The organism is Vreelandella glaciei (assembly GCF_013415125.1).
Taxonomy (GTDB): domain Bacteria; phylum Pseudomonadota; class Gammaproteobacteria; order Pseudomonadales; family Halomonadaceae; genus Vreelandella; species Vreelandella glaciei.
Genome location: NZ_JACCDE010000020.1, coordinates 12,223 through 32,359 on the forward strand (window position 1 = coordinate 12,223; position 20,137 = coordinate 32,359).

General features: G+C 56.1%; 12 protein-coding genes. 2 read left to right on the forward strand and 10 right to left on the reverse strand.

Going from position 1 to position 20,137, the window contains the following annotated elements:
• Positions 1-77: 77 nt before the first annotated feature.
• On the reverse strand, positions 78-917 hold the full coding sequence (locus tag HZS80_RS13895) for an ABC transporter ATP-binding protein (RefSeq protein WP_246362085.1): 840 nt from the start codon (positions 915-917) through the stop codon (positions 78-80).
• Between the two features lie 215 nt (positions 918-1,132).
• Between HZS80_RS13895 and HZS80_RS13900 the strand changes: the two genes are divergently transcribed.
• Positions 1,133-3,271, forward strand: a complete 2,139-nt coding sequence (locus HZS80_RS13900; RefSeq protein ID WP_179916421.1) for a TonB-dependent receptor — start codon at positions 1,133-1,135, stop codon at positions 3,269-3,271.
• 70 nt (positions 3,272-3,341) lie between these two features.
• Here HZS80_RS13900 and HZS80_RS13905 read toward each other — a convergent pair whose 3' ends face one another.
• From HZS80_RS13905 to HZS80_RS13930, 6 genes are all read right to left on the reverse strand, one after another.
• Positions 3,342-4,379 (reverse strand): FecCD family ABC transporter permease, encoded by a 1,038-nt coding sequence (locus HZS80_RS13905; RefSeq protein ID WP_179916422.1) that lies wholly within the window; start codon positions 4,377-4,379, stop codon positions 3,342-3,344.
• Positions 4,376-5,380, reverse strand: coding sequence for a FecCD family ABC transporter permease (locus HZS80_RS13910; protein WP_179916423.1), 1,005 nt, complete (start codon positions 5,378-5,380; stop codon positions 4,376-4,378). The genes HZS80_RS13905 and HZS80_RS13910 overlap by 4 nt, the downstream gene beginning before the upstream one ends.
• Positions 5,374-6,318, reverse strand: a complete 945-nt coding sequence (locus HZS80_RS13915; RefSeq protein ID WP_374730574.1) for an ABC transporter substrate-binding protein — start codon at positions 6,316-6,318, stop codon at positions 5,374-5,376. The genes HZS80_RS13910 and HZS80_RS13915 overlap by 7 nt, the downstream gene beginning before the upstream one ends.
• 111 nt (positions 6,319-6,429) lie before the next feature.
• Complete coding sequence (locus HZS80_RS13920; RefSeq protein WP_035559810.1) at positions 6,430-6,762, reverse strand: AzlD domain-containing protein; 333 nt, start codon at positions 6,760-6,762, stop codon at positions 6,430-6,432.
• The gene (locus tag HZS80_RS13925; RefSeq protein WP_035559812.1) at positions 6,759-7,481 is read right to left on the reverse strand and encodes an AzlC family ABC transporter permease; all 723 of its coding nucleotides are present in this window, start codon (positions 7,479-7,481) and stop codon (positions 6,759-6,761) included. The genes HZS80_RS13920 and HZS80_RS13925 overlap by 4 nt, the downstream gene beginning before the upstream one ends.
• Positions 7,478-8,008 carry a helix-turn-helix domain-containing protein gene (locus HZS80_RS13930; protein ID WP_035559814.1) on the reverse strand — a complete coding sequence of 177 codons (531 nt, stop codon included), beginning with the start codon at positions 8,006-8,008 and terminating at the stop codon, positions 7,478-7,480. The genes HZS80_RS13925 and HZS80_RS13930 overlap by 4 nt, the downstream gene beginning before the upstream one ends.
• Positions 8,009-8,166: 158 nt before the next feature.
• Here HZS80_RS13930 and HZS80_RS13935 point away from each other — a divergent pair, with 158 nt between their 5' ends.
• Positions 8,167-9,471, forward strand: coding sequence for an MFS transporter (locus HZS80_RS13935; protein ID WP_179916424.1), 1,305 nt, complete (start codon positions 8,167-8,169; stop codon positions 9,469-9,471).
• Between the two features lie 55 nt (positions 9,472-9,526).
• Here HZS80_RS13935 and sstT read toward each other — a convergent pair whose 3' ends face one another.
• From sstT to HZS80_RS13950, 3 genes are all read right to left on the reverse strand, one after another.
• On the reverse strand, positions 9,527-10,750 hold the full coding sequence (sstT, locus tag HZS80_RS13940; protein WP_179916425.1) for a serine/threonine transporter SstT: 1,224 nt from the start codon (positions 10,748-10,750) through the stop codon (positions 9,527-9,529).
• Positions 10,751-10,971: 221 nt separating this feature from the next.
• Entirely contained in the window at positions 10,972-11,325 is a 354-nt protein-coding gene (locus HZS80_RS13945) for a hypothetical protein (protein WP_179916426.1), read from the reverse strand.
• A 160-nt stretch (positions 11,326-11,485) separates the two neighbouring features.
• The gene (locus HZS80_RS13950; protein WP_179916427.1) at positions 11,486-20,116 is read right to left on the reverse strand and encodes a glycoside hydrolase family 94 protein; all 8,631 of its coding nucleotides are present in this window, start codon (positions 20,114-20,116) and stop codon (positions 11,486-11,488) included.
• Between the last annotated feature and the right edge of the window lie 21 nt (positions 20,117-20,137).

Consider the following 20,137-nt stretch of genomic DNA (forward strand, 5'->3'; position numbering starts at 1 on the left):
CTAAAGGCCCGGCCTATTGCCGGGCTTTTTTGTGCTTGAGTGAATTCCTCTCACCTTGGCTCACCTGCACAGCGTTGCTAAACAACCACCCCTGGCTCGCTGGCGGCTTGGCGCCGTTTACGCGGCACACAAATCGGGCTGCCGCTTTCGGGGTCTTGGATCACATGGGCATCCAGGTCGAATACGCGATTGAGATTGGTTGTGGTAAAGACTTCGCTAGGCCCGCCGCTGGTGACGATACGGCCATCGCACATCATCACTAACTGATCAGCGTAGGCAGCAGCCAAGTTGAGGTCGTGGAGTACCAGTAGCAGGGTGCGGCCTTTCTCATGGGCTAGGCGCGAGAGTAGCTCTAGCAAATCTACCTGTACCTTCAGATCCAGAAACGTCGTGGGCTCATCAAGCAGAATCAGGTCGGTTTGCTGGGCCAGCACCATGGCAATCCAGCAGCGCTGGCGCTGGCCGCCGGAAAGGGCGTCTACGTAGCGATCAGCAAATTCAGTCACATGGGTAAAGGCCATCGCTTCGCGAATGGCATCGGCGTCCTGCTGAGCATTTTTCTGCCATAACCCCTGATGCGGAAATCTTCCCATCCCCACTAACTGCTTTACGCTCAGCCCTTCGGGCGCTACCGGGCCCTGGGGCAGAATCCCCAAGCGCTTGGCGACCTCCCGCGTCTTGCTGCGATGGATATCCTTGCCGTCCAAATACACATTCCCGCCAGTGGGTGTGAGTGTGCGCGCAAGGGTTTTTAGCAGCGTCGACTTGCCACTCCCATTGGGCCCCAGCAGCACGGTGAGCTTGCCTTCCTCAATCGCGATGTCGACACCATCCAGTACACGTCGATTGTCGTAGCCTGCGTGTAGCGCTTCGCCCTTTAAGCGAGGTGGCTGATGGGGATGGGAAGAGTGGGCCATGGATGTGCTCATAGGGTTATTAAAACAGGCAGAACCGTAAGCTAAAATATTCTCATTTTCAATATTTGCGACTGTCAAGTCAGCAATTTAACGAACGGTTCGCTCCAGTTGAGTAGACCTTTGTGTTCTCATACGTATAAAATAATCATTATCATTTAGATGTAGATTACGTTTTTAAGAAAAGGTTCACTCAAAAGCAAGGGGATAAAAACTAGATGTACACTAAGAAACGTCAGGTATTTTGGCCTACGGTGACACTCGCAGGTTTGGTAGCTGCCAGTCACGCTTATGGACAGGAGTCTGCTTCCACAGAACCGCAAAGTGGCGCCAGTGATACCGACTCGACCATGGTGGTCACGGCCAGCCGTAGCCATAGCGAAGCGGGCCAAACGCCGCAGCGGGTTACGATCATTACCCGTGAACAGATCGAGCAGCAGCTGGCGATTACTGATGACCCAGGCCAGGTGCTCAGTAACCTTATTCCCTCTTACTCTCCCAGCCGACAAAAGCTCTCGAACGGGGGCGAAACATTCCGCGGCCGCGATGCCCTGTTCCTGATTGACGGAGTACCGCAGTCCAACCCTTTGCGCGACAGCGCGCGGGATAGCTATACCATTGACCTTTCCATGGTTGAGCGTATTGAAGTAATCCACGGCGCCAGCGCCGAGCATGGTTTGGGCGCTACGGGTGGCTTGATCAACCTGGTGACCCGGCGTGCCGAGGGCGGAGGCATTAGCCAGCACGCAGGCATTAGCCTGACCATGGATGATGATCTCCAGTCGGATGGGTTGGGCCACAAGCTGGACTACCGCATTAGCGGCCAGCAAGGCGACTGGGATTTCGTTGCCGCAGCGACACGTCAGGAGCGTGGGCTCTTTTACGATGGTAACGATGAGGTTGTCGGTATCGCCTACCCAGGCGAGCTGCAAAACTCGGAAAGCTACGATCTTTTCGGCAAACTGGGTTATTGGATCGACGACAACCAGAATATTGAGGCCTCGATTAACCACTTCGATTTGGAAGAGGGTAACGACTACGTGCCGGTAGCAGGAGACCGTTCCGCCGGTATTCCGACCACGGCGCGCAAAGGCAGCCGTGACGGCGAGCCTGGATTTAATGAAGTGACCTCGGCGCGGCTTGCATACTCCCACGCGGATTGGTTTGGTAACGAGCTGGATGCCCAGGTCTATCACCAGCGCTTTCGTGCCCGCTTCGCCACCACCCCGTATTTCCCCTATCTGGATAGCGCGGGGGATACCCAATACGACCAAACGCGCAATGAGTCCGATAAACAGGGGGCCAAATTCACCTTGAACCGAGATGGCATGCTGGACGACCGTTTAGGTGTGACGGTGGGTTTGGATGTGCTGGAAGATGAGACAAGACAGATGCTGGTGCATACCGGGCGCACCTATGTGCCGGAAAGCCGCTATCGTAATGTGGCGCCTTTCCTGCAGGGCCAGTTTAAGCTCGCGGAGCCGCTCACACTGCACGCAGGGGTGCGTCACGAGCATGCTGAGCTTGAGGTGGACACCTTTCAGACCATTGACCGCAGCAACGTTACTCAAGACAACGTTACCGTTGATGGTGGCAATCCAAGCTACGATGAGACGCTATACAACGTCGGCTTAACCTATCAAGCCACCGATTGGGCACAGCTGTATGCCAACTACTCGGAAGGGTTTGGCATGCCCGACGTGGGACGGGTGCTGCGGGGTATTAGCACGGCGGGCCAGGATGTGGATACCCTGCTGCAACTTCAGCCTATCGTGACCGATAACCGAGAAATCGGCGCGCGTTTTGACTGGGATGGCTACGGGCTAGAGATCAGCTACTACGAGTCCAACTCGGATTACGGCCAGCGGCTTACCGAGCAGAATGGCACCTGGGTAGGTAGCCGGGAGAAGACTGAGATCCAAGGTGTTGAGGTTACCGGCGACATGCAGGTGGCGGATAAGCACGATCTATCGCTTTCTTATGCCCACACCGAGGGCGAGTCGGATCAGGATGGCGACGGCAGCGTAGACACCAAGCTCACCGGCATCAATATTGCCCCGGATACGCTCAAGCTGGGCTGGAGTGCTACCTGGAATGACCGCGTCTCTACGCGCTTACAGGGTAGTTACTACTTTGATCGCAGCGTCGATAATCCTGAACTTGATTTTGACGGATACGGCCTAGTAGATGCTTCTCTAGCTTATCGCCTGCCCACCGGTAGGGTGTCAGTAGGTATCGAAAACCTAACCGATGAAGACTACATTACCTACTACTCCCAAGCCGCACGCATCAGCGACGAGTACTACTTCACTGGGCGAGGCCGCACCTTCACGCTGGGGTATCAGCTAGATTTCTAATTAACTGCTTTCTATGCTCGTTACTGTTTGGCGGTGCCTTTGGGGCGCCGCTTTTTTTCGTCAATTCGCTTTAAAAGCGAGCTCGCGATTTATGCAGTAAATAAACGAAGAAGGGCGCGCCTATCCCGGCAACAAAGATGCCCGCAGGTAAATCTTTGGGCAAAAACGCTACCCGACCCAGCAGGTCTGCGTACAGCACAATCAAGGCGCCAACCAGCGCTGATGCAGGCACCAAGCGGGCTAGGTTGCGCCCCACCAGCTTGGCCGCCAAGTGGGGCGCAATTAAGCCTACAAAGCTTAAGCCGCCGGCAAACGCCACGGCGGCCCCGGCCAGTGCCACGCTGCAGGCCAGCAATACCAATCTGCTGCGCAGAATCGCCACCCCAAGCCCTTCGGCAACGCTATCACCTAGGGCCATGGCATCCGCATGGCGGGCGAATAGTAGGCTAATAGGCACCGCGACGACTAGCCACGGCAATAGCCCCCACACATCGTTCCATTGTGCCGCATAAAGGCTACCGGTGAGCCATACATAGGCGGTCATGGCGGCAGAGTCATCGCTGATGACGATTAACAGGGTGGTGCCAGCGCCCATGGCCGCGGCCAGGCCAATGCCGACTAGCACCATGCGCGATGGGCTAATGCCGCTTTTCCAAGCAAGGCTAACTACCAGCAATGCAGAAACCAGTGCTCCCAGCATGGCCGCAACGGGCAGCCAGTGGATGCTCAGTGTCGAGCTGAGCAGCGACAGGAACACCACTGCCGCCAGCGCCGCTCCGCTGGTAATGCCGATCACATCCGGTGACGCCAGCGGGTTACGCACGATGCTTTGCAGAATCGCGCCTGCTATCGCCAGGGCGGCACCGACCAGTATCGCCAGCGCAATGCGTGGCAGCCGCAGCTCCCAAATAATAAAGGCAATATCGCTACTCTGTGGGGCCGCCAGCGTGTTTAGCACCTGCAGAGGTGGCGTAGGAAAACTGCCTAAACAGAGCGACAGCCCGGCGCTTGCTAGCAATAAAAAGCTTAGTATCAGCAGGCGACGCAGTAAGCGATGACTGTCGCTGTTTATTACGCTGTTGAGGGTTAACGTAGCGTCTGCTCTCATTGGCCAGCCATTTTGCGTCGCGCCAGATAGATAAAGAAGGGCGTGCCGATCAGCGCAGTCATCACGCCGACCGGTATCTCCTGGGGTGGCATTAAAAAGCGCGAACCCAGATCGGCCAGCAGCAGCAAACAGGCGCCAAGTAAGGCGCAGGCAGGCAGTAGCCAGCGATGATCAATGCCGAATATTCCCCGCGCCATGTGGGGCACAATCAGGCCGACAAAACCGATCATGCCCGCCAATGCCACTGAACTGCCCGCCAGCACAATCACAATCAGCCCGAGCAGCAGCTTGATGGTGGTGGCCTGCATGCCGAGCCCGGTGACCATATCATCGCCCAGTAACAGCGCATTGGCGTGACGTACCAGCAGTGCACTGAGCAGCAGTGCTCCGCCGAAGAGCGGCAGTAAGGGCGCTACCAATGAAAGATCGCGCCCCGACACCGAGCCTGCCAGCCAGTAGAGCACGCTTTCAAAACTTTGCTGATCAATCACCAACAGCCCCTGGCTGAATGACACAAACATCGCCGTTACCGCCACGCCTGCCAGCACAACCCGTAGTGGGGAAAGTTCGCCATGAGACCCTCGGCTGAGCAAAACTACCAGTATGGCCGCAACGAGTGCGCCCAGAAGGGCTGCCCAAATGTAGTGAGCGGGGGTGTGCAGCGGTAGCAAGGAGACCGCGACCACCACAAAAAACATTGCACCAGCGTTAATGCCCAAAATGCCCGGTGACGCCAACGGGTTGCGCGTCATGGTCTGCATCAGTGCGCCGGCAATCGCCAAGCTAGCACCCACCAGCGCGGCAACCACCGCACGGGGTAAGCGTTCAGTTAAAAGAATGATGTGGGCGATGTTGGTAGGATCATAATGGGTGAGCGAACGGAACAGAGAAGAGAGAGCGATCTCCGTTGTGCCTAACATAACGCTGGCAAAGAAAGCGCCTAGCGCCACCAGCGCGCCGAGAAGCAGGCCAAGAGTTTTTGCAGCGGCGCTGTTTAACATGAAGCAGGCTTCCCATGATCTGAGGAGCGAGTCAGGCAAGCTTGATGCTGCGCCGCGCCGGGCTGCAACAACCCATATCGGCTATATAAATCATCCAGCATAGCGTTGGCCGCCAATATGCCGCCGCCCATCATCCAACTGACCGGATCAACTTCAAATACGCGCCCGCTTTGTACCGCTGAGAGTTGTTGCCAGAGAGGGTGGGAGGCCCAGTGCTGGTAATTATCCGCTATCGCAGGGTCATCTGGCTCAAGCAGAATAAACAGGGCATCGGCATCCAGCACTGGAATGTTTTCAGTACTGGAAAGCTTCATTCCCCAACGCTGGCTTTGCAGTGTCTCCGGTTGCTCAAAGCCCAGCTCCTTGAGAATCGAGCCTGCAAAGCCGCTGGTATAGATACGTACGTGGTCGCTTTTAAAACGCACCACGGCCACTTTTTGCGGCCAATCACTGCCGAGCTTGACGGCAATTTGCTGGCGAAAATCGACAACGCGTGCGTCCCAGTGCTGTAGTAACTCACGGGCTTCAGCCTCGCGATCCGTAGCATTAGCCACCATCGTGAGCGTAGTTTTGAAGTTAAACACCGTAGGCGCTGATACCGTGGGGGCAATAGCGTTAAGTAGCGGTGCTATTTGCGCGTGACGAAAGTCGCTGGCAATGACCAGGTCAGGATTAAGCCATGCAATCTTTTCCAGGTTCGGTTGAGTTTCCAGTCCCACATGCTCGACGCTATCAAGCGCATCACGCAGATAGCGGTACATGGGCTTTTCCAGCCATGAATCGACCACGCCAATAGGCGTCAGTCCAAGGGCGACGGCGCTATCGGTTGCGCCCTGGTAGAGCGTTACAATGCTTGGCGGCTCAGGTGGGCTGTTCGGCGTGTCCGCAGCCGCTATAAAAGAAGTGAGCGCTGTCACCGTTAACAGCAACACACTCATTAAAAACTTCCTGCGATGGGTGCGCGCTTTTAACATTAATGTCACTTTACGATAGGCTCGAATACAAGAGCCAGAATGATGGCATGAGGTAAAAGCTAATGCAAAGCATTATCAAATGTAGGCGATCACCTGCACTAGCCCAAATACCGCTACCCCAGCAGCCACCGGCCAGCCTAGTGAGCGTAATTTCCACCAAACCAACAACGTGACCGATAACCCAATTGCGGTTGCGATCCAGGAAACAGCGCTTGGGTTAACCGGCATGATAGAAACACCCAGTACCGCAGCAATCATCAACGGGCCCAGAATGCCGAGCCACTGGGGCATGTTATTAATCCCGGTCGCACTGTTTAAACGGCGCTGCATCCATAGAAAAGGCACTACGCGCATGAGCAGAGTTCCCAGTGCTGAAACCACGACGGCTAGCCAGAGTGCACTGCTCATGGGTTACATCTCCTCGTTTGAAACTTCACCATATAGAAACAGATCGCGCCGCAGGCGGCGGCCAGCGGAATGGCCACGTTGCTCCAACCGAAAAAGGTAAACAACAGCGCAGCGATAATGGTGCAGCTCAGCGCCAATGCCCAGCGTTTGTCGGTAAAGCGCGGCGCGACCATGGTCAGAAACAGCGCGGGTAGGGCGAAGGGCATCACTTCACCGAGTAGTGGCCAGCGGGCGGTTAACGTTTCACCCGCCGTGGCGCCGACCATGGTGCCGATAATCCACACCCCCCAGGCCAGCAGCGATGCGCCGACAAACCAGCCAAATCGTTCAGGGGCAGGCAACTGTGGAAGCCGCGTAAGCGCGAGGGCAAATACCTGGTCGGTTAAGCCATGCATCAGCCAGGGCCAGTGGCGACTGCGCGGTAATAAAGCCGCCAGGTTCGGTCCGTAAACTACATGGCGTACGTTAATCAGTAACGTCATCGCAATCACCAGCCAAAGCGGAGAGCCCGCCGCCACCATGCCAACAAATAGAAACTGCGAGGCGCCGGCGTAAATCAGCGCTGAAATAGCGGCGGCTTCCCACATGCTAAACCCCGCCTGAGTGGCGACTAACCCAAACGAGAGCGAAACAGGAATATAGCCACCCAGCAGGGGAATGGCTTCCCGCACGCCTTTGAACGCGTGGCGGATGGGGGAGTGGTTGGCAAAGTGGTTCATGGCGTTTCGCCTTTTATGCCGTAAGTAATGGTCATCATCAAGGTGGCTTCTGCTTCTTGGGTACGATAAAGATGCGGCTGGTCGGCGGCGAAGGTAATCGTATCTCCTGGCTGAAGCGGGGTAGTGGCCCCTTCTGGCCCGGCTTCAAGCCAACCGCTAATCAACGTCAGCGATTCGCGAGTGCCGGCGGTATGGGCTTCGGCTCGGCGAAGGGTGTGGGGCGCGCAGCGCATCCAATAGGCATCCACATGGGGGGTATCTTTGCCTTGATCAATTAAGCGCACTTGTACGCCATCTTCGCCTAGCGGTACGGTAATGGGCGCCACCACTGTGCCGAAAGGCACGTTGAGCTGCACCGCCAAGCGCCAGATAGTATCCAGCGTTGGATTGCCGTTCCCTTGCTCCAGACGGCACAAATTAGATTTGGCAATGCCCGCGTCATGGGCTAACTGAGAAAGTGACCAACCCCGCGCTAATCGCAATGACTGTAAATGTTGACCTAAGGTGCTTAGGGAGAGCTGATCCATCGTCTGGTGTCCGGCTGTTCTTTATATAGAACGTTCTATATAAAGAACGTTAGCTTGTCAACGGTTATTGTGAACGCTTTCAGTGGCACTCTTTATGCATCTACTTTCTGCATGAACTTTTTTGATGAACTTTAAGTTGTCTGCTGCGAGGAAACGCAATGCGTTCATTGGCAATGCTCAAACCGGTTAAATCGATACTGCAGAGCGTGGCGTTGTTGCTGCTGGGCAACGGCTTGCTGAATACGCTGCTAACGCTGCGGGGGACTGATGAGGGCTTTTCCAGTGCGGTGCTTGGGATAATCATGTCCGGCTACTTTGTTGGCTTTATCTGCGGCACCTGGGTGAGCGGGCGCTTGATTCGTCGTATAGGTCACATCCGTACCTTTGGCTTCTGTGCCTCTATTTGTGCATCGGTAGCGCTTTTGCACCTTATCTTTGTTAACCCTTGGGTATGGTTGCCGTTGCGGGTGGTCTACGGACTTTCGTTTATTACCTTAATTACCGTGATTGAGAGCTGGCTAAATAGCCAAGCCGCTAGCCATGAGCGGGGGCGAATTTTCGCGGTTTATATGGTGGTTAACTTGGGCGCTTTAGCCACTGCTCAGCAGTTACTGCGGCTCTCCTCAACGCAAGGCTTTTTGCTCTTTGTGGTCATTGCTATTTTGATCAGTTGGGCGCTGCTACCGATTACTCTGACGCGTCGCGTGCAGCCTACAATCCCTGAGCGCCCTAAAAGCAGCTTAAAGGCGCTGTTGGGCTTTGCACCGCTGGCCGTGGCATCCGCGGCATTATCGGGGCTCGCGATGGGGGCTTTTTGGTCGATGACCCCGGTGTATGCGACGCAGCTGGGATTTGATATTGGCGGCGTTGGGCTGGTGATGAGCGTAGCGATTATTGGCGGTGCACTACTACAAATCCCGATTGGGCGTTTTTCTGACAAACATGACCGCCCCAGAGTAATGACCTGGGTGGTGCTCTTAGCGGCGTTAATCGCCGCGGGTATGCCCTTTGCGCCCAGCCATGAAGTGCTGCTGGGGCTCTATTTTATCTGGGGTGGTTTGGCGTTTTCGCTCTATCCGCTGGCGGTGGCCCAACTGATCGACCAACTGCACCCGGATGAAATTGTTTCCGGCTCGGCGGATATGCTGGTAATGCATGGCGCTGGCTGTGCAGTGGCGCCGATTGCGGCGGGCTCACTAATGACGGCAGTGGGTAGCCAAGGCCTACCGATCTATATTGCCTGTGTGTTTACACTGCTGGGGTTGTACGCCATTTATCGTCGCCGCCATGTGACGGCATTGATTACCCACACCGCGCATTTTGAGCCGATGGTACAAAGCAGTGCAGGGGCGTTAGAAATGATCTTCGATGATACTCAGCGCGATCTATTTGATGATCCGAGTTTTTATGAAGAGGACGAGCGCGAGCGTTTGGCCGGGATTTTTAAGCCATCCAATAGTTAATGTGGGCAGCACCAGGGAGTGGCTATTATAAAAAGCCACTCCCGCTAGTGAGCGTTTATGAACGCTTCGCCTCTTGTGACTGGCAGGCGGCGGCGGTGAAGAGTACATCCGTAGAGGAGTTGAGTGCGGTTTCGGTTGAGTCCTGCACCACGCTAATCACAAAGCCAATCGCCACTGCCTGCATGGCCACTTCGGTGGGAATGCCAAACAGGCTGGCGGCCATGGGAATCAGCATCAGTGATCCGCCTGCTACGCCTGAAACGCCGCAGGCCGCCAGCGCTGACACCACGCACAGCAGCAGCGCCGTGGCGAAATCAACATTAATGCCCAGCGTGTGCGTCGTGGCCAGAGTGATAACCGTAATCGTGATAGCCGCACCGCACATGTTGATCGTCGCGCCTAACGGAATCGAAATAGAGTAGGTGTCAGGGTCGAGTTTCAGGCGGCGGCAAAGTTCTAGATTGACCGGAATATTCGCTGCTGAACTGCGGGTGAAAAAGGCGGTAATCGCGCTGCCCCGCAGGCACGTAAAGACCAGTGGATAAGGGTTTTTACGGGTGGTGACGTACACCAGTAGCGGATTGCTCACCAGCGCGACAAACAGCATGCAGCCGACGATCACAGCTAACAGCTGTGCGTAGTTGAGCAGCGCTTCAACGCCAGATTCTGCCAGCGTGCCTGCCACCAAACCCAGGATGCCCAGCGGTGCTAAACGAATGACCAGGGTAACGATGCGGGTAATTGCTGCGGATAAATCGCTTAGTGCCTGGCGGGTGGTGTCACTGGCTTGGCGCAGCGTTAAACCTAGGCCGATGGCCCAGGCCAAAATAGCGATAAAGTTAGCCTCCATCAGTGCACTAACGGGGTTGGCCACGGCGTTCAACAGCAGATCGCGCAGGACGCTAAAAATATCCCCAGGTGGGGTGCCATCCACTTGACCTGCATTCAAGGCAAGCTCGGTAGGAAAAAGAAAACTGGCTGCCACCGCAATGAATGCGGCGATCAGCGTGCCCACCACATACAGCACCAGCACAGGGCGCATGTGGGTAGGTTGACCTTTTTGATGAGCAGAGATGGCTGCCGCCACCAACACAAACACCAAAATAGGGGCCACTGCCTGTAAGGCGGCAATAAATAGCTGGCCCAGTAAGGACACATCGCTGGCAACGCCTGGTGCAAACAGGGCGAGCAATACCCCGACAACGATACCGATTAAAATCTGTGGGATAAGGCCCAGCCTTAAGAACGGCTGGAAAACTGTGTGGGCGGTGGCAAACATTGCGCAACTCTCAGGTAGTGAAAAGAAGGGCATTACGGCGATTGGCCACTAACGCACCTGAAAGGGGCGGTATTCTATCAGTTGCTTCCATGCTGCGGGCGGCTGTGTAGAAGGCGCGAAGGTTATAGGTAGGGACTGTTGATCAACGCCAGGGGGCGTCCATCAAAAATGCCCCTGCCGAGAACGCGGCCAGAGGCATTGATACAAGCTAAATTAGCGGGTCAGGCAGCAACAACCTGACGTTGTGCCGGTGCTGCTTTTGGTGCTTTGCGCATTGGTTCGTCATTCTCCGCGAGCAGTTCACTCCCGGTTATCTCTGACGTCATATCTGCCTTCATTTCAGCTTTCATTTCTGTATGACCAGGCTGCGTTAACGCCAGCACTTCAGGGGAAGTGCCCCACTTGAGCAGCATCTCATCCAGCAGTTGTTCGGCTTTTTCAGCCTGGCCCCACTGGCTAAGCAGTTGGGCAATGGCGTAGTCGCACTCGGGAGTGTCGAAGAGTTCATCCTTGATGTCTTGAATGGCGATTTGAAGGCCTGCCTTGGAAAGGTCAGTTAGCGATTCGCTGTGCATATCACGGCTCCGTGTGAAAGCAATTCTAAAATAGTGATTAATCTATTAACCACTTCACTATGTATTGTACGTGCCTTGTACGAAGGTGAGCATAATATAGCTTTCAGTGAGAAGTAAACCCCCAAAAATTAGTGACTAATAATTGTTTACCCTTATCAAATTAACGTTGAATATTAATCTTCAACTGATGGTTTTTACCGTCCAATGCGATGCGGACTTCCCCTTGCTGGAGTGCGAGTAGGCTGCCATCAAGCTGCGCGCTGGGGGCTTTCTCTGTTGCAACAACGTTAACCGCGTAATGCGTAGCGGCAACGGTAAGCGTCGCACTGAAGTCTGGCCACTCGCTAGGCAGGCAGGGTGTGATCACCAGCCAGTTCCCTTCCCGGCGGATTCCCAAGATGCCTTCAATCCCCGCGCGGTACATCCAACCTGCCGAGCCCGTATACCAAGTCCAACCGCCACGCCCGGTATGCGGTGCAACGGAGTAAACATCAGCGGCGACCACATAAGGCTCGACATGATAGCGAGCCACTTCTTCCGCCGTGCGGGCATGATTGATGGGGTTCAGCAGCGAGAAAAGCGCGTGCGCCTTACCGCCTTCGCCTAACTTGGCAAATGCCAGTATCGCCCACATGGCAGCATGGCTATATTGCCCGCCGTTTTCGCGCATACCCGGTGGATAGCCGCCGATATAACCGGGGTCGCGCTGGGGTTGGTCAAAGGGAGGCCAGAACAGTAGCGCAAGTTGCTCATCGTGCAGGATGAGTTCGCGCTCTAGCGAACGCATGGCAAGCGCTGCCCGGTGGGGTTCTGCTGCGCCTGAAAGCACCGCCCATGACTGAGCAATCGAGTCTATTCGGCACGCCTCGCTCTCTTTACTGCCCAGCCAATGACCGTCATCGTAGGTGGCTCGCCGATACCACTGGCCATCCCATCCACTGCTTTCCAGCGCACTACGAAGCGCGATCGCATGGGCACGCCACCGCTCGGTGCGTGTTGTTGCCTGCTCAGTTGAAGGCAAAGGGGAGGCGCTCGATAACGGTTGTTCACGCTGCTCGGCAAAGGGTAAAAATTGCTCCAGCGTATGCACCAGCAGCCAACCGAGCCAGACACTCTCACCTTTGCCCGCCTCGCCAACGCGGTTCATACCGTCGTTCCAATCGCCGCCACCGATCAATGGCAAGCCGTGCTCGCCGGTCAGCGTCAAGCTTTGATCCAAGCCTCGGGCGCAGTGCTCAAAGAGTGATGCCGTTTCCCCGGCTATCATGGGCTGAAAAAAGCAGTCGTGCTCATCAGGCGCTAATAACGCACCTTCAAGGAAGCTGACGGGCTCGTCCAGCACCGCCACATCTTGGGAGGTGGCTATATAACGAGCGCAGGCATAGGCAAGCCACACCCGATCATCGGATATGCGCGTACGCACCCCTTGACCGGAGTGGGGCAGCCACCAGTGCTGGACGTCCCCTTCGACAAACTGGCGAGAAGCTGCACGTAGCAAATGTTGGCGGGTGGTTTCTGGGCTGGTGAACGTCAATGCCATGCCGTCTTGCAACTGGTCGCGGAAACCATAGGCGCCGCTGGCCTGGTAGAACCCTGAGCGCGCCGTGATCCGGCAGGCAATGGTTTGGTAAAGCAGCCAGCCGTTAAGCATGATATCCATGGCGCGGTCGGGCGTAGTCACCTGCACGGCATTGAGCTGCGTTTGCCAGTGCGCGTTTATTGTGGCCAGTTCAGCGTCAATATCGGCTTCTCTATAGCGGTCAATAAGCGTCTGGGCTTCGGCCATTGAGCTTGCCTGACCCAGTAGGACGATTATCTCAACGCTTTCACCTGCTGCGAGTGTTACGCTGCGCTGTAGTGCGGCACAGGGATCCAATCCCGCACCGTGAGCAGCGGAAAGGGGCGTATTGCTGCGTAGCCCCAAGGGCGCAGCCAAGCTACCCCCGTGGCCGATGAATTCGCACCGATCGGCTGTCCAATGGGTGGGTTGAGCACCGATATCCAGAAACGCCACCCGGCCAGGGAAGGCGATATTCCAAGGGTTTTCTACCATTAGCGCGCCACTTTCAGCGTCGGGGCGTGAGATAAGGAATGGCGCTGATCCACTGCGCGAAGTGCCCAATACCCATTCGGCATAGGCCGTCACGGAAAGCTTGCGGGGACGCCCTGAGTGATTGCTAAGGCGTAGCCGCGATACTCTAAGCGGGGCATCTAACGGCACAAAGTGCAGTAGCTCAAGGCCGATACCATCTGACTGATGCTCAAACTGGCTGTAGCCGAAGCCGTGCCGGGCGATATAGCGACCATGATCACGCAGGGGGTGTGCGGTAGCGGTGAAGAGCGCCAGCGACTCCTCATCACGAACATAAATCACATCGCCGCTGGGGTCTGCCACGGGGTCGTTAGACCATGGTGTTAGCTGGTTTTCACGGCTGTTATCTGCCCATACATAGCCTGCGCCCTCCGCCGACACTTGAAAGCCGAAGCCCGGGTTGGCAATCACGTTGATCCACGGTGCAGGCGTAGCGTTGCCTGCTTCAAGTACGGTCACATACTCGCGGCCTTGCTCAGCAAAGCCCCCCAGCCCATTGAAAAACTCAAGCGCTGAAAGGGGGGGCAGGGCAGTCTCACTGGGTTTAGTGGGAGTGTGCTTGGGCAGATGGCGTTTGGTGGAAGAGTGTGATGGCAAAGCGCGCTGTTCGGGTAGTGTTAAGGCTAATTGATTGGCGAGGTTGCCGCGATGCGCCATAAACGCAACGCAGGCAATCGACTGCAGCTGTGTTCGCATCTCCATGCTCAATAAATCGGCGCGCAGCGAAATCACCGCACCCTGAGCGTAATCCTTTTTGAACCGCGGTTGGGTTTGGCTGCTGAGAATGGCCGTTTCAATCGCTTGCTGCAGATCTTGAACATAAGAGGCGCCTCGCTCATTAATAATCACCACATCGACGGCTAGCCGTTTCATCCGCCAGTACTCATGGGCGCGCAATAGTTGACGTACCTGGGCAATGTCATCGAGGGTGTCGATACGCATCAAAATAATCGGTAGATCACCGGAGATGCCGTGTTGCCATAGCCTTGACTGCGGCCCTGCGCCGCGCTCGATGGCATCGGCTGGCGCTCTGAAGCGTGGGTCTGGATAGAGGATGGGCGCGGCTAGGCGCTGAAAATCGGCCGCCTCTTCAGGCTGAATACCCAAGTGGCGAAGCTGAACCTGCGCCTGTGTCCAGGCAAGTGTTTTGGCACGTTCAAAGGCGCTACGGTCATGGTGCTTATCAATTAGATCCATCAATGCTTCGCGGGTTGAGGCCACTACCGTCCAGAAAGCGATGCGGGTGGTCTTGCCGGGGGCGACCCGCAGTCGGTAGCGCAATGCAAACACGGGATCAAGCACGCTACCAACGCTGCCCGACAAGCGTTGATCTTTGTTCAGCGCTACAGCGTTTAGCGTAAGTTTTCCGCGGCCCAAGAACCGAGCTCGGTCAGTCTCGTATTGCAGCTCACCCACGGTTTCGCCTTCTACTACGGCAAAGTGGGCCACCCAAGCCTGGTCTTCGTCAGGCGAGCGCCGTCGCCTTGTCGCAATCAGCGCATTGAACGCTTCTAAATACTCGGTTACCACGAACATTTTGGCGAAGGCAGGGTGCGCATTGTCGGCACTGGGTGTGGTCAACACTAATTCAGAGTAGGAGGTAATATCGATATCACGGGGATGGCGGCTGCTATTGGTGAGCGAGAGGTGGCGCACTTCACAGTCATCTTCGCCTGACACCAATACCTCCATGTGACTGGTGATATCGTCGTGGCGATGCGTATAGCGAGCGTAATCTTCAGCAAATATCACATGATTGTGGTCATCGGGAGCGTCGGGCGAATGTCCGACGGTCTGGCCGGTTGCCGTCCATACGCCGGGAAGCTGGGTGTCGCGTAGAAAAATAAAGCTACCCAGATGGTCACGGGTGGCGTCGGGCTGCCAGCGGCTAATCGCAATATTACGCCACCGACTGTAGCCACCGCCGGTGGCCGTTAACATCACGGAATAACAGCCGTTAGAGAGCAAGTGAGTCACGGGCGGGCCACTGGCTACCGTCGATGCACGGCGAATGGTTTGTGCCTCGTTAATAATCTGGCTGGCGTTTGACTTCACCTCTTCCGCGCGGGGATGAACAATCGCCACATTGCGAGGCACGCGCTCTTGCAGCAGTAGCTCACTGGCTTGAATCATCGGCTCACGGTGAAAGCGCGCGCGCATTTGACCATGGTGCAGGGTATTCGCGATAGCGACGATCGTCATGCCCTGATGGTGGGCCATAAAGCTGCGTACTATTACCACGCTTTCCCCCGCAGGCAGGCGCGCGCGGGTAAAGTCGAGCGCTTCATAAAAGCCGTAGCGGCCTAGCGCGCCCATTTCCGCTAAGCGTTTAAAGTTTCGGCAGGCGCCGTTGGGGTCGACCATCGTGGCTAGACCGGTGGCGTAAGGAGCAATCACCAGATCCGCAGAGAGTCCCCGCTTGAGTCCTAAGCCAGGCACGCCAAAATTGGAGTACTGATAGGTGAACTCCATATCACGGGCGTTATAGGCAGATTCGGAGATGCCCCACGGCGCAGAGAGCTGGGTGGCATAGCTTTCTTGACGCTTCACGACGAGCCGGTTGGTTTGTTCAAGCAGGCTTCCGCCCGGAGCGCGCATCACTAGGGACGGCATGAGGTACTCAAACATTGATCCCGACCAGGAAATCAGGGCCGATCCAAACGAAAGCGGTGTGGCCGCCCGGCCCAACCTAAACCAGTGACGGGTGGGAATGTCTCCTTTGGCAATGGCGAACAGGCTGGCAAGCCGTGCCTCCGATGCCAGCAGGTCGTAGCAACTGGTATCCAGACAGTTGTCATCCAGCGAGTAACCAATCGACAGCAGTTGGCGTTCGCTGTTGAGGAGAAAAGCGAAATCCATGTTCATCGCCATGCGTCGCGCTGCCGCTGCGATTTGTTGTAAACGCAGTGATAACTCAATCTCGCTTACGTTTGCCTGGCTATCACGGTCATCGCGGTGCTGGGCCACTGAAGAGTGCAATGCTTCGACCCAAAACAGGACATCTTCGCTGCACGTGTCGGCCTTTTCATTCAGCGCTGCGCGGACCAGGCTCAGGGCTTTATGGGTGAGCTCAGCGATATCGGTCAGGCATTCCGAGGACATCGATGCCCCATTTAACTGCGCGTCGATGGCTTTAAACTGCAAGGCCAGCTGAACCGTTAACTTCTCTGACAGTGTTGAAGCGTGTTGGAGTGCCTGACGCGCAAGGTTCAGCGTGTCGGCAATACCGACACGGAGATCCGTTAAACAGCGTTCCGCCTGCCAGCTGTCGCAGGCATTGGCGATAACGATAAGGTGCCCTGCCAGATTGCCGCTATCCACCGTGGAGACATAGCGGGGGTCGAGCGGACGTAAATCTTGGGTGGCGTACCAATTATAGAAGTGCCCTCGGTAGCGTGGCAGCCCTTGCATGACCTCAAGGGTAGTTTCAAGGCGTTCCAGGGCGGCTTGAGTGCCTATCCAGCCAAAATCACGCGCAGCCAAGGTCGAAAGCAGGTAAAGCCCCATGTTGGTCGGCGAGGTGCGCTGGGCAAGCACAGGTTGAGGGTCTTCCTGAAAATTATCGGGCGGCAAGCGGTTGTCGGTGGCGGTCACGAATGTTTCGAAATAGCGCCAGGTTCTCCGGGCAATCAGCCGTAGCTCGCGTGCCTCGTCCACCGAAATAGTCGGCTGGACAACAGCGCTTTTGCTGCTGCTTAACCATGACGCCACGGCTGGTGCGGCCAACCAAAGTAGCGCCATCGGTAGCGCAATGGGCCAAGCGCTACTGGTTGTCCAAAGCGTACCGAGCGTCACCGCTAGACCCAACGCAGTGCCGGGAGCCATCCGCTGGTAGAACCCTAATACGGTCAGGGCAGGGCTTTTCATCGACTGAGCGGCAGACGTCCACTCAAGCAGTCGACGGTGGGTAATCAACACTCGAACCAAGGTTCGCGCAATGGCGTCCAGCATGCGCCACGCTTGGTCGGGTAAAAAGATGACCATCAGCAGAATTTGCACGCTACCTAGCTTCAGCTCATCAAACCAGAGGTGATAGTGGTGGCGCAGTTTTGTTGTGGCCCGGAAGGGGATAAGCGAGGTGGCCAGCGATAGCAGAACCGGCGCTCCCACCACGGCTAAGAGCAACAGCGTACTGGCGATGGCCATACTGAGCGGGAACTGCCAACTGACCGCAAGGCTTGCGAGTACTAAGGGCGGCAATACTGAACGGCGTAAGTTGCCGAGCATTTTCATGCGCCCCGTTAGTGGCAGCGCGGGCGCCAGTAGCCAGGGCAGCAACTGCCAGTCGCCGCGGGTCCAGCGGTGCTGACGCTTAGCGGCCACGTCATAGCGGGCGGGAAAATCCTCAATCACTTCGATATCGGAGGCGAGCCCCGCACGGGCAAACACCCCTTCAAATAAGTCGTGACTGAGCAAGCTGTTTTCAGGGACTCGGTTTGCCAACGATGCTTCAAATGCATCCACGGCGTAGATACCTTTACCCGCGAAGGAGCCTTCGCCAATCAAATCCTGATAGAGGTCTGAAATAGCGGCGGCGTATGGGTCCAGCCCCCCAGGTGCAGAGAATACCCGCTGATATATTGAGCCTTCCCCACCGGCGGGCAACGACGGCGTGACGCGAGGCTGCAAAATGGCGTAACCCTGGACCACGCGACATTGCTGTTCATCCATCAGCGGCTGGTTCAGCGGGTGCGCCATCTTGCCGACCAGCTGGCTAGCTGCGCCTCTGGGAAGGCGTGTGTCAGCATCCAGGGTAATGACATAGCAAACATCCGCAGGCAGCGGTGGTGGGTCGATAAAGGTGGTATCCAGCGCCCCGCGTAGCAGTCGATTTAGCTCATGCAGCTTGCCACGCTTACGCTCCCAGCCCATCCAGGTGTTTTCATTGGGGTTAAATAGCCGTCGACGATGCAGCAGAAAAAAGCGTTGATCGTTGTCCTGAGCGTTTTGACCGCCTGGGGCGGATATTGAGTAACGCTCGTTTAACTGCTCAATGGCGGCGTGGGCGGCCGAGAGAAGCGCTGCCTCATGGGGTAATTCCGCTTGGGGAGCATCAACGCCGTCAAGGAGAAGGACATAGGAAAGGGCCCCCTCGCCACTCGATAAGTGGTGCACTTCAAGTCGTTCGATCTGCTCCTGTAAGTCATCTTCACTGGTCAGCAGCGTAGGGACGGCAATCAGGGTGCGTAGATGGTTTGGAATCCCTTTAGCGAGATCAATACTGGGCAGCGGCTGGGCATCGATGCAATAGATGATCAGACGGTTAACGATCAGCGTGGCCACATCAATAATCGGTAGAAAGCCCAATATGCCCAGCAACATTAGCCAAGGTAACGGCGTTTCACCTATTTCAAGCGGCAATGAAAGCAGTAGCACGGCCGCCAACGTCATCAAGCTAAGCGTCACTACCGCCATCATTACGATATAGCTGCGAATGCCGTGGTGAATAAGGGTTCGGCGCAGTCGCTGACGAAGAGTAGGCGTAAATCCCAGCGTTTGTTCAAGGTTGGTGCGGCCTGAGCCGATTAGAAAGTAGCCGGGGTCGCCCATACGGGCCGCTTCAAGAGTATCGCTAGTGGTGGCGGCTGCTTGACGCGATAGCGAAAGCGCAGTGTCCACCACCTCAAGCTCGGCGCGCTTGGCCCCCCGGGCGAGCTGTTCTACCGCACTGCGGTATTGATTGCGGGTGGGGAAATCCAACTGCTCAAAATGGCTATGCTGATTCAAGCGCTCGTCCACCAAACTGACGCCTTCAAACAGCTCAGCCCAGTCGATGCTGGAGACAAAACGCATGCTGGTAATGATATTGCGAACCGTCACATTGGCGGCGCCTTGGCGCTGCTGGGCGTGTTGAACCATCTCTTCAATGGTTTCACCCTGATGGCTGAGCTGTTCATCAAGCCAGCCGACCAGTGGGCTGCTACGTGGGTCTAAGCCACGTAAACGCTTTGCCAATTGGGCGGTGAAGGGCTCAGCCAGTGGCCCTTGGTGAAAGTTTAGCGTGTTGGTCTCGACACTAAAGGTATGGCGCTCTAGCGCTGATTGCTGATCGGCGGGTTTTAGCCATTTAGCGGCCAAAGTATCCGCTTCGTCCCTTGCCGTCTGCTCACTGATAATTTGGTCAGCAAGGCGCCGCAGGTTCTCAATCAATACAATGCGCAGGGTAATAGCAACGGCCCAAAGCTCACCAATAGTGAGTGGCTGAACGCGTTGATAAGCCCTGATAAAGGTTTGCAGATTATCCAGGTCGACATGGCTGTCGGTATGCGCCACAAATGCCCAGGTAATCCCCAATACCCTTGGGTAGCCAGCAAAAGGACCCTTGGCTAATTTGGGTAACTGGCGGTAATAGCCAGGGGGGAGGTCGCTGCGAATCTCACGAATTTGGGCTTCAATCAAGTGGTAGTTATCGAGCAGCCAAGCGGCAGCTGGGACGATATCGCGACCTGCGGTCAGTGCGCTGGCGCTGGCGCGGTAAACGCTTAGCAGCGTTTTAGCATTATCGTTTAGACGACGAGTTAATGACACCACCTTGGGCGGCGAGGTGGTCACCTCTTGAGCAAGCGCCAAACTGCCAGCATGTTGTTCAAGTCGCTCTGCGCTAAAGAGTTCTTCTCTAACGGGAGTAGTAGAATCCCACGGCGCAACAAACGCATGGTGCGAACGCACAAAACGGAGAAATTGGTTCACAGATTCCATCCTGGTGAAAGTGCGCTTTTA

Coding starts and splice junctions, on each gene's coding strand:
- HZS80_RS13895 (WP_246362085.1), bottom strand. CDS start 917: ATGGCCCACTCTTCCCATCCCCATCAGCCACCTCGCTTAAAGGGCGAA.
- HZS80_RS13900 (WP_179916421.1), top strand. CDS start 1,133: ATGTACACTAAGAAACGTCAGGTATTTTGGCCTACGGTGACACTCGCA.
- HZS80_RS13905 (WP_179916422.1), bottom strand. CDS start 4,379: ATGAGAGCAGACGCTACGTTAACCCTCAACAGCGTAATAAACAGCGAC.
- HZS80_RS13910 (WP_179916423.1), bottom strand. CDS start 5,380: ATGTTAAACAGCGCCGCTGCAAAAACTCTTGGCCTGCTTCTCGGCGCG.
- HZS80_RS13915 (WP_374730574.1), bottom strand. CDS start 6,318: ATGAGTGTGTTGCTGTTAACGGTGACAGCGCTCACTTCTTTTATAGCG.
- HZS80_RS13920 (WP_035559810.1), bottom strand. CDS start 6,762: ATGAGCAGTGCACTCTGGCTAGCCGTCGTGGTTTCAGCACTGGGAACT.
- HZS80_RS13925 (WP_035559812.1), bottom strand. CDS start 7,481: ATGAACCACTTTGCCAACCACTCCCCCATCCGCCACGCGTTCAAAGGC.
- HZS80_RS13930 (WP_035559814.1), bottom strand. CDS start 8,008: ATGGATCAGCTCTCCCTAAGCACCTTAGGTCAACATTTACAGTCATTG.
- HZS80_RS13935 (WP_179916424.1), top strand. CDS start 8,167: ATGCGTTCATTGGCAATGCTCAAACCGGTTAAATCGATACTGCAGAGC.
- sstT (WP_179916425.1), bottom strand. CDS start 10,750: ATGTTTGCCACCGCCCACACAGTTTTCCAGCCGTTCTTAAGGCTGGGC.
- HZS80_RS13945 (WP_179916426.1), bottom strand. CDS start 11,325: ATGCACAGCGAATCGCTAACTGACCTTTCCAAGGCAGGCCTTCAAATC.
- HZS80_RS13950 (WP_179916427.1), bottom strand. CDS start 20,116: ATGGAATCTGTGAACCAATTTCTCCGTTTTGTGCGTTCGCACCATGCG.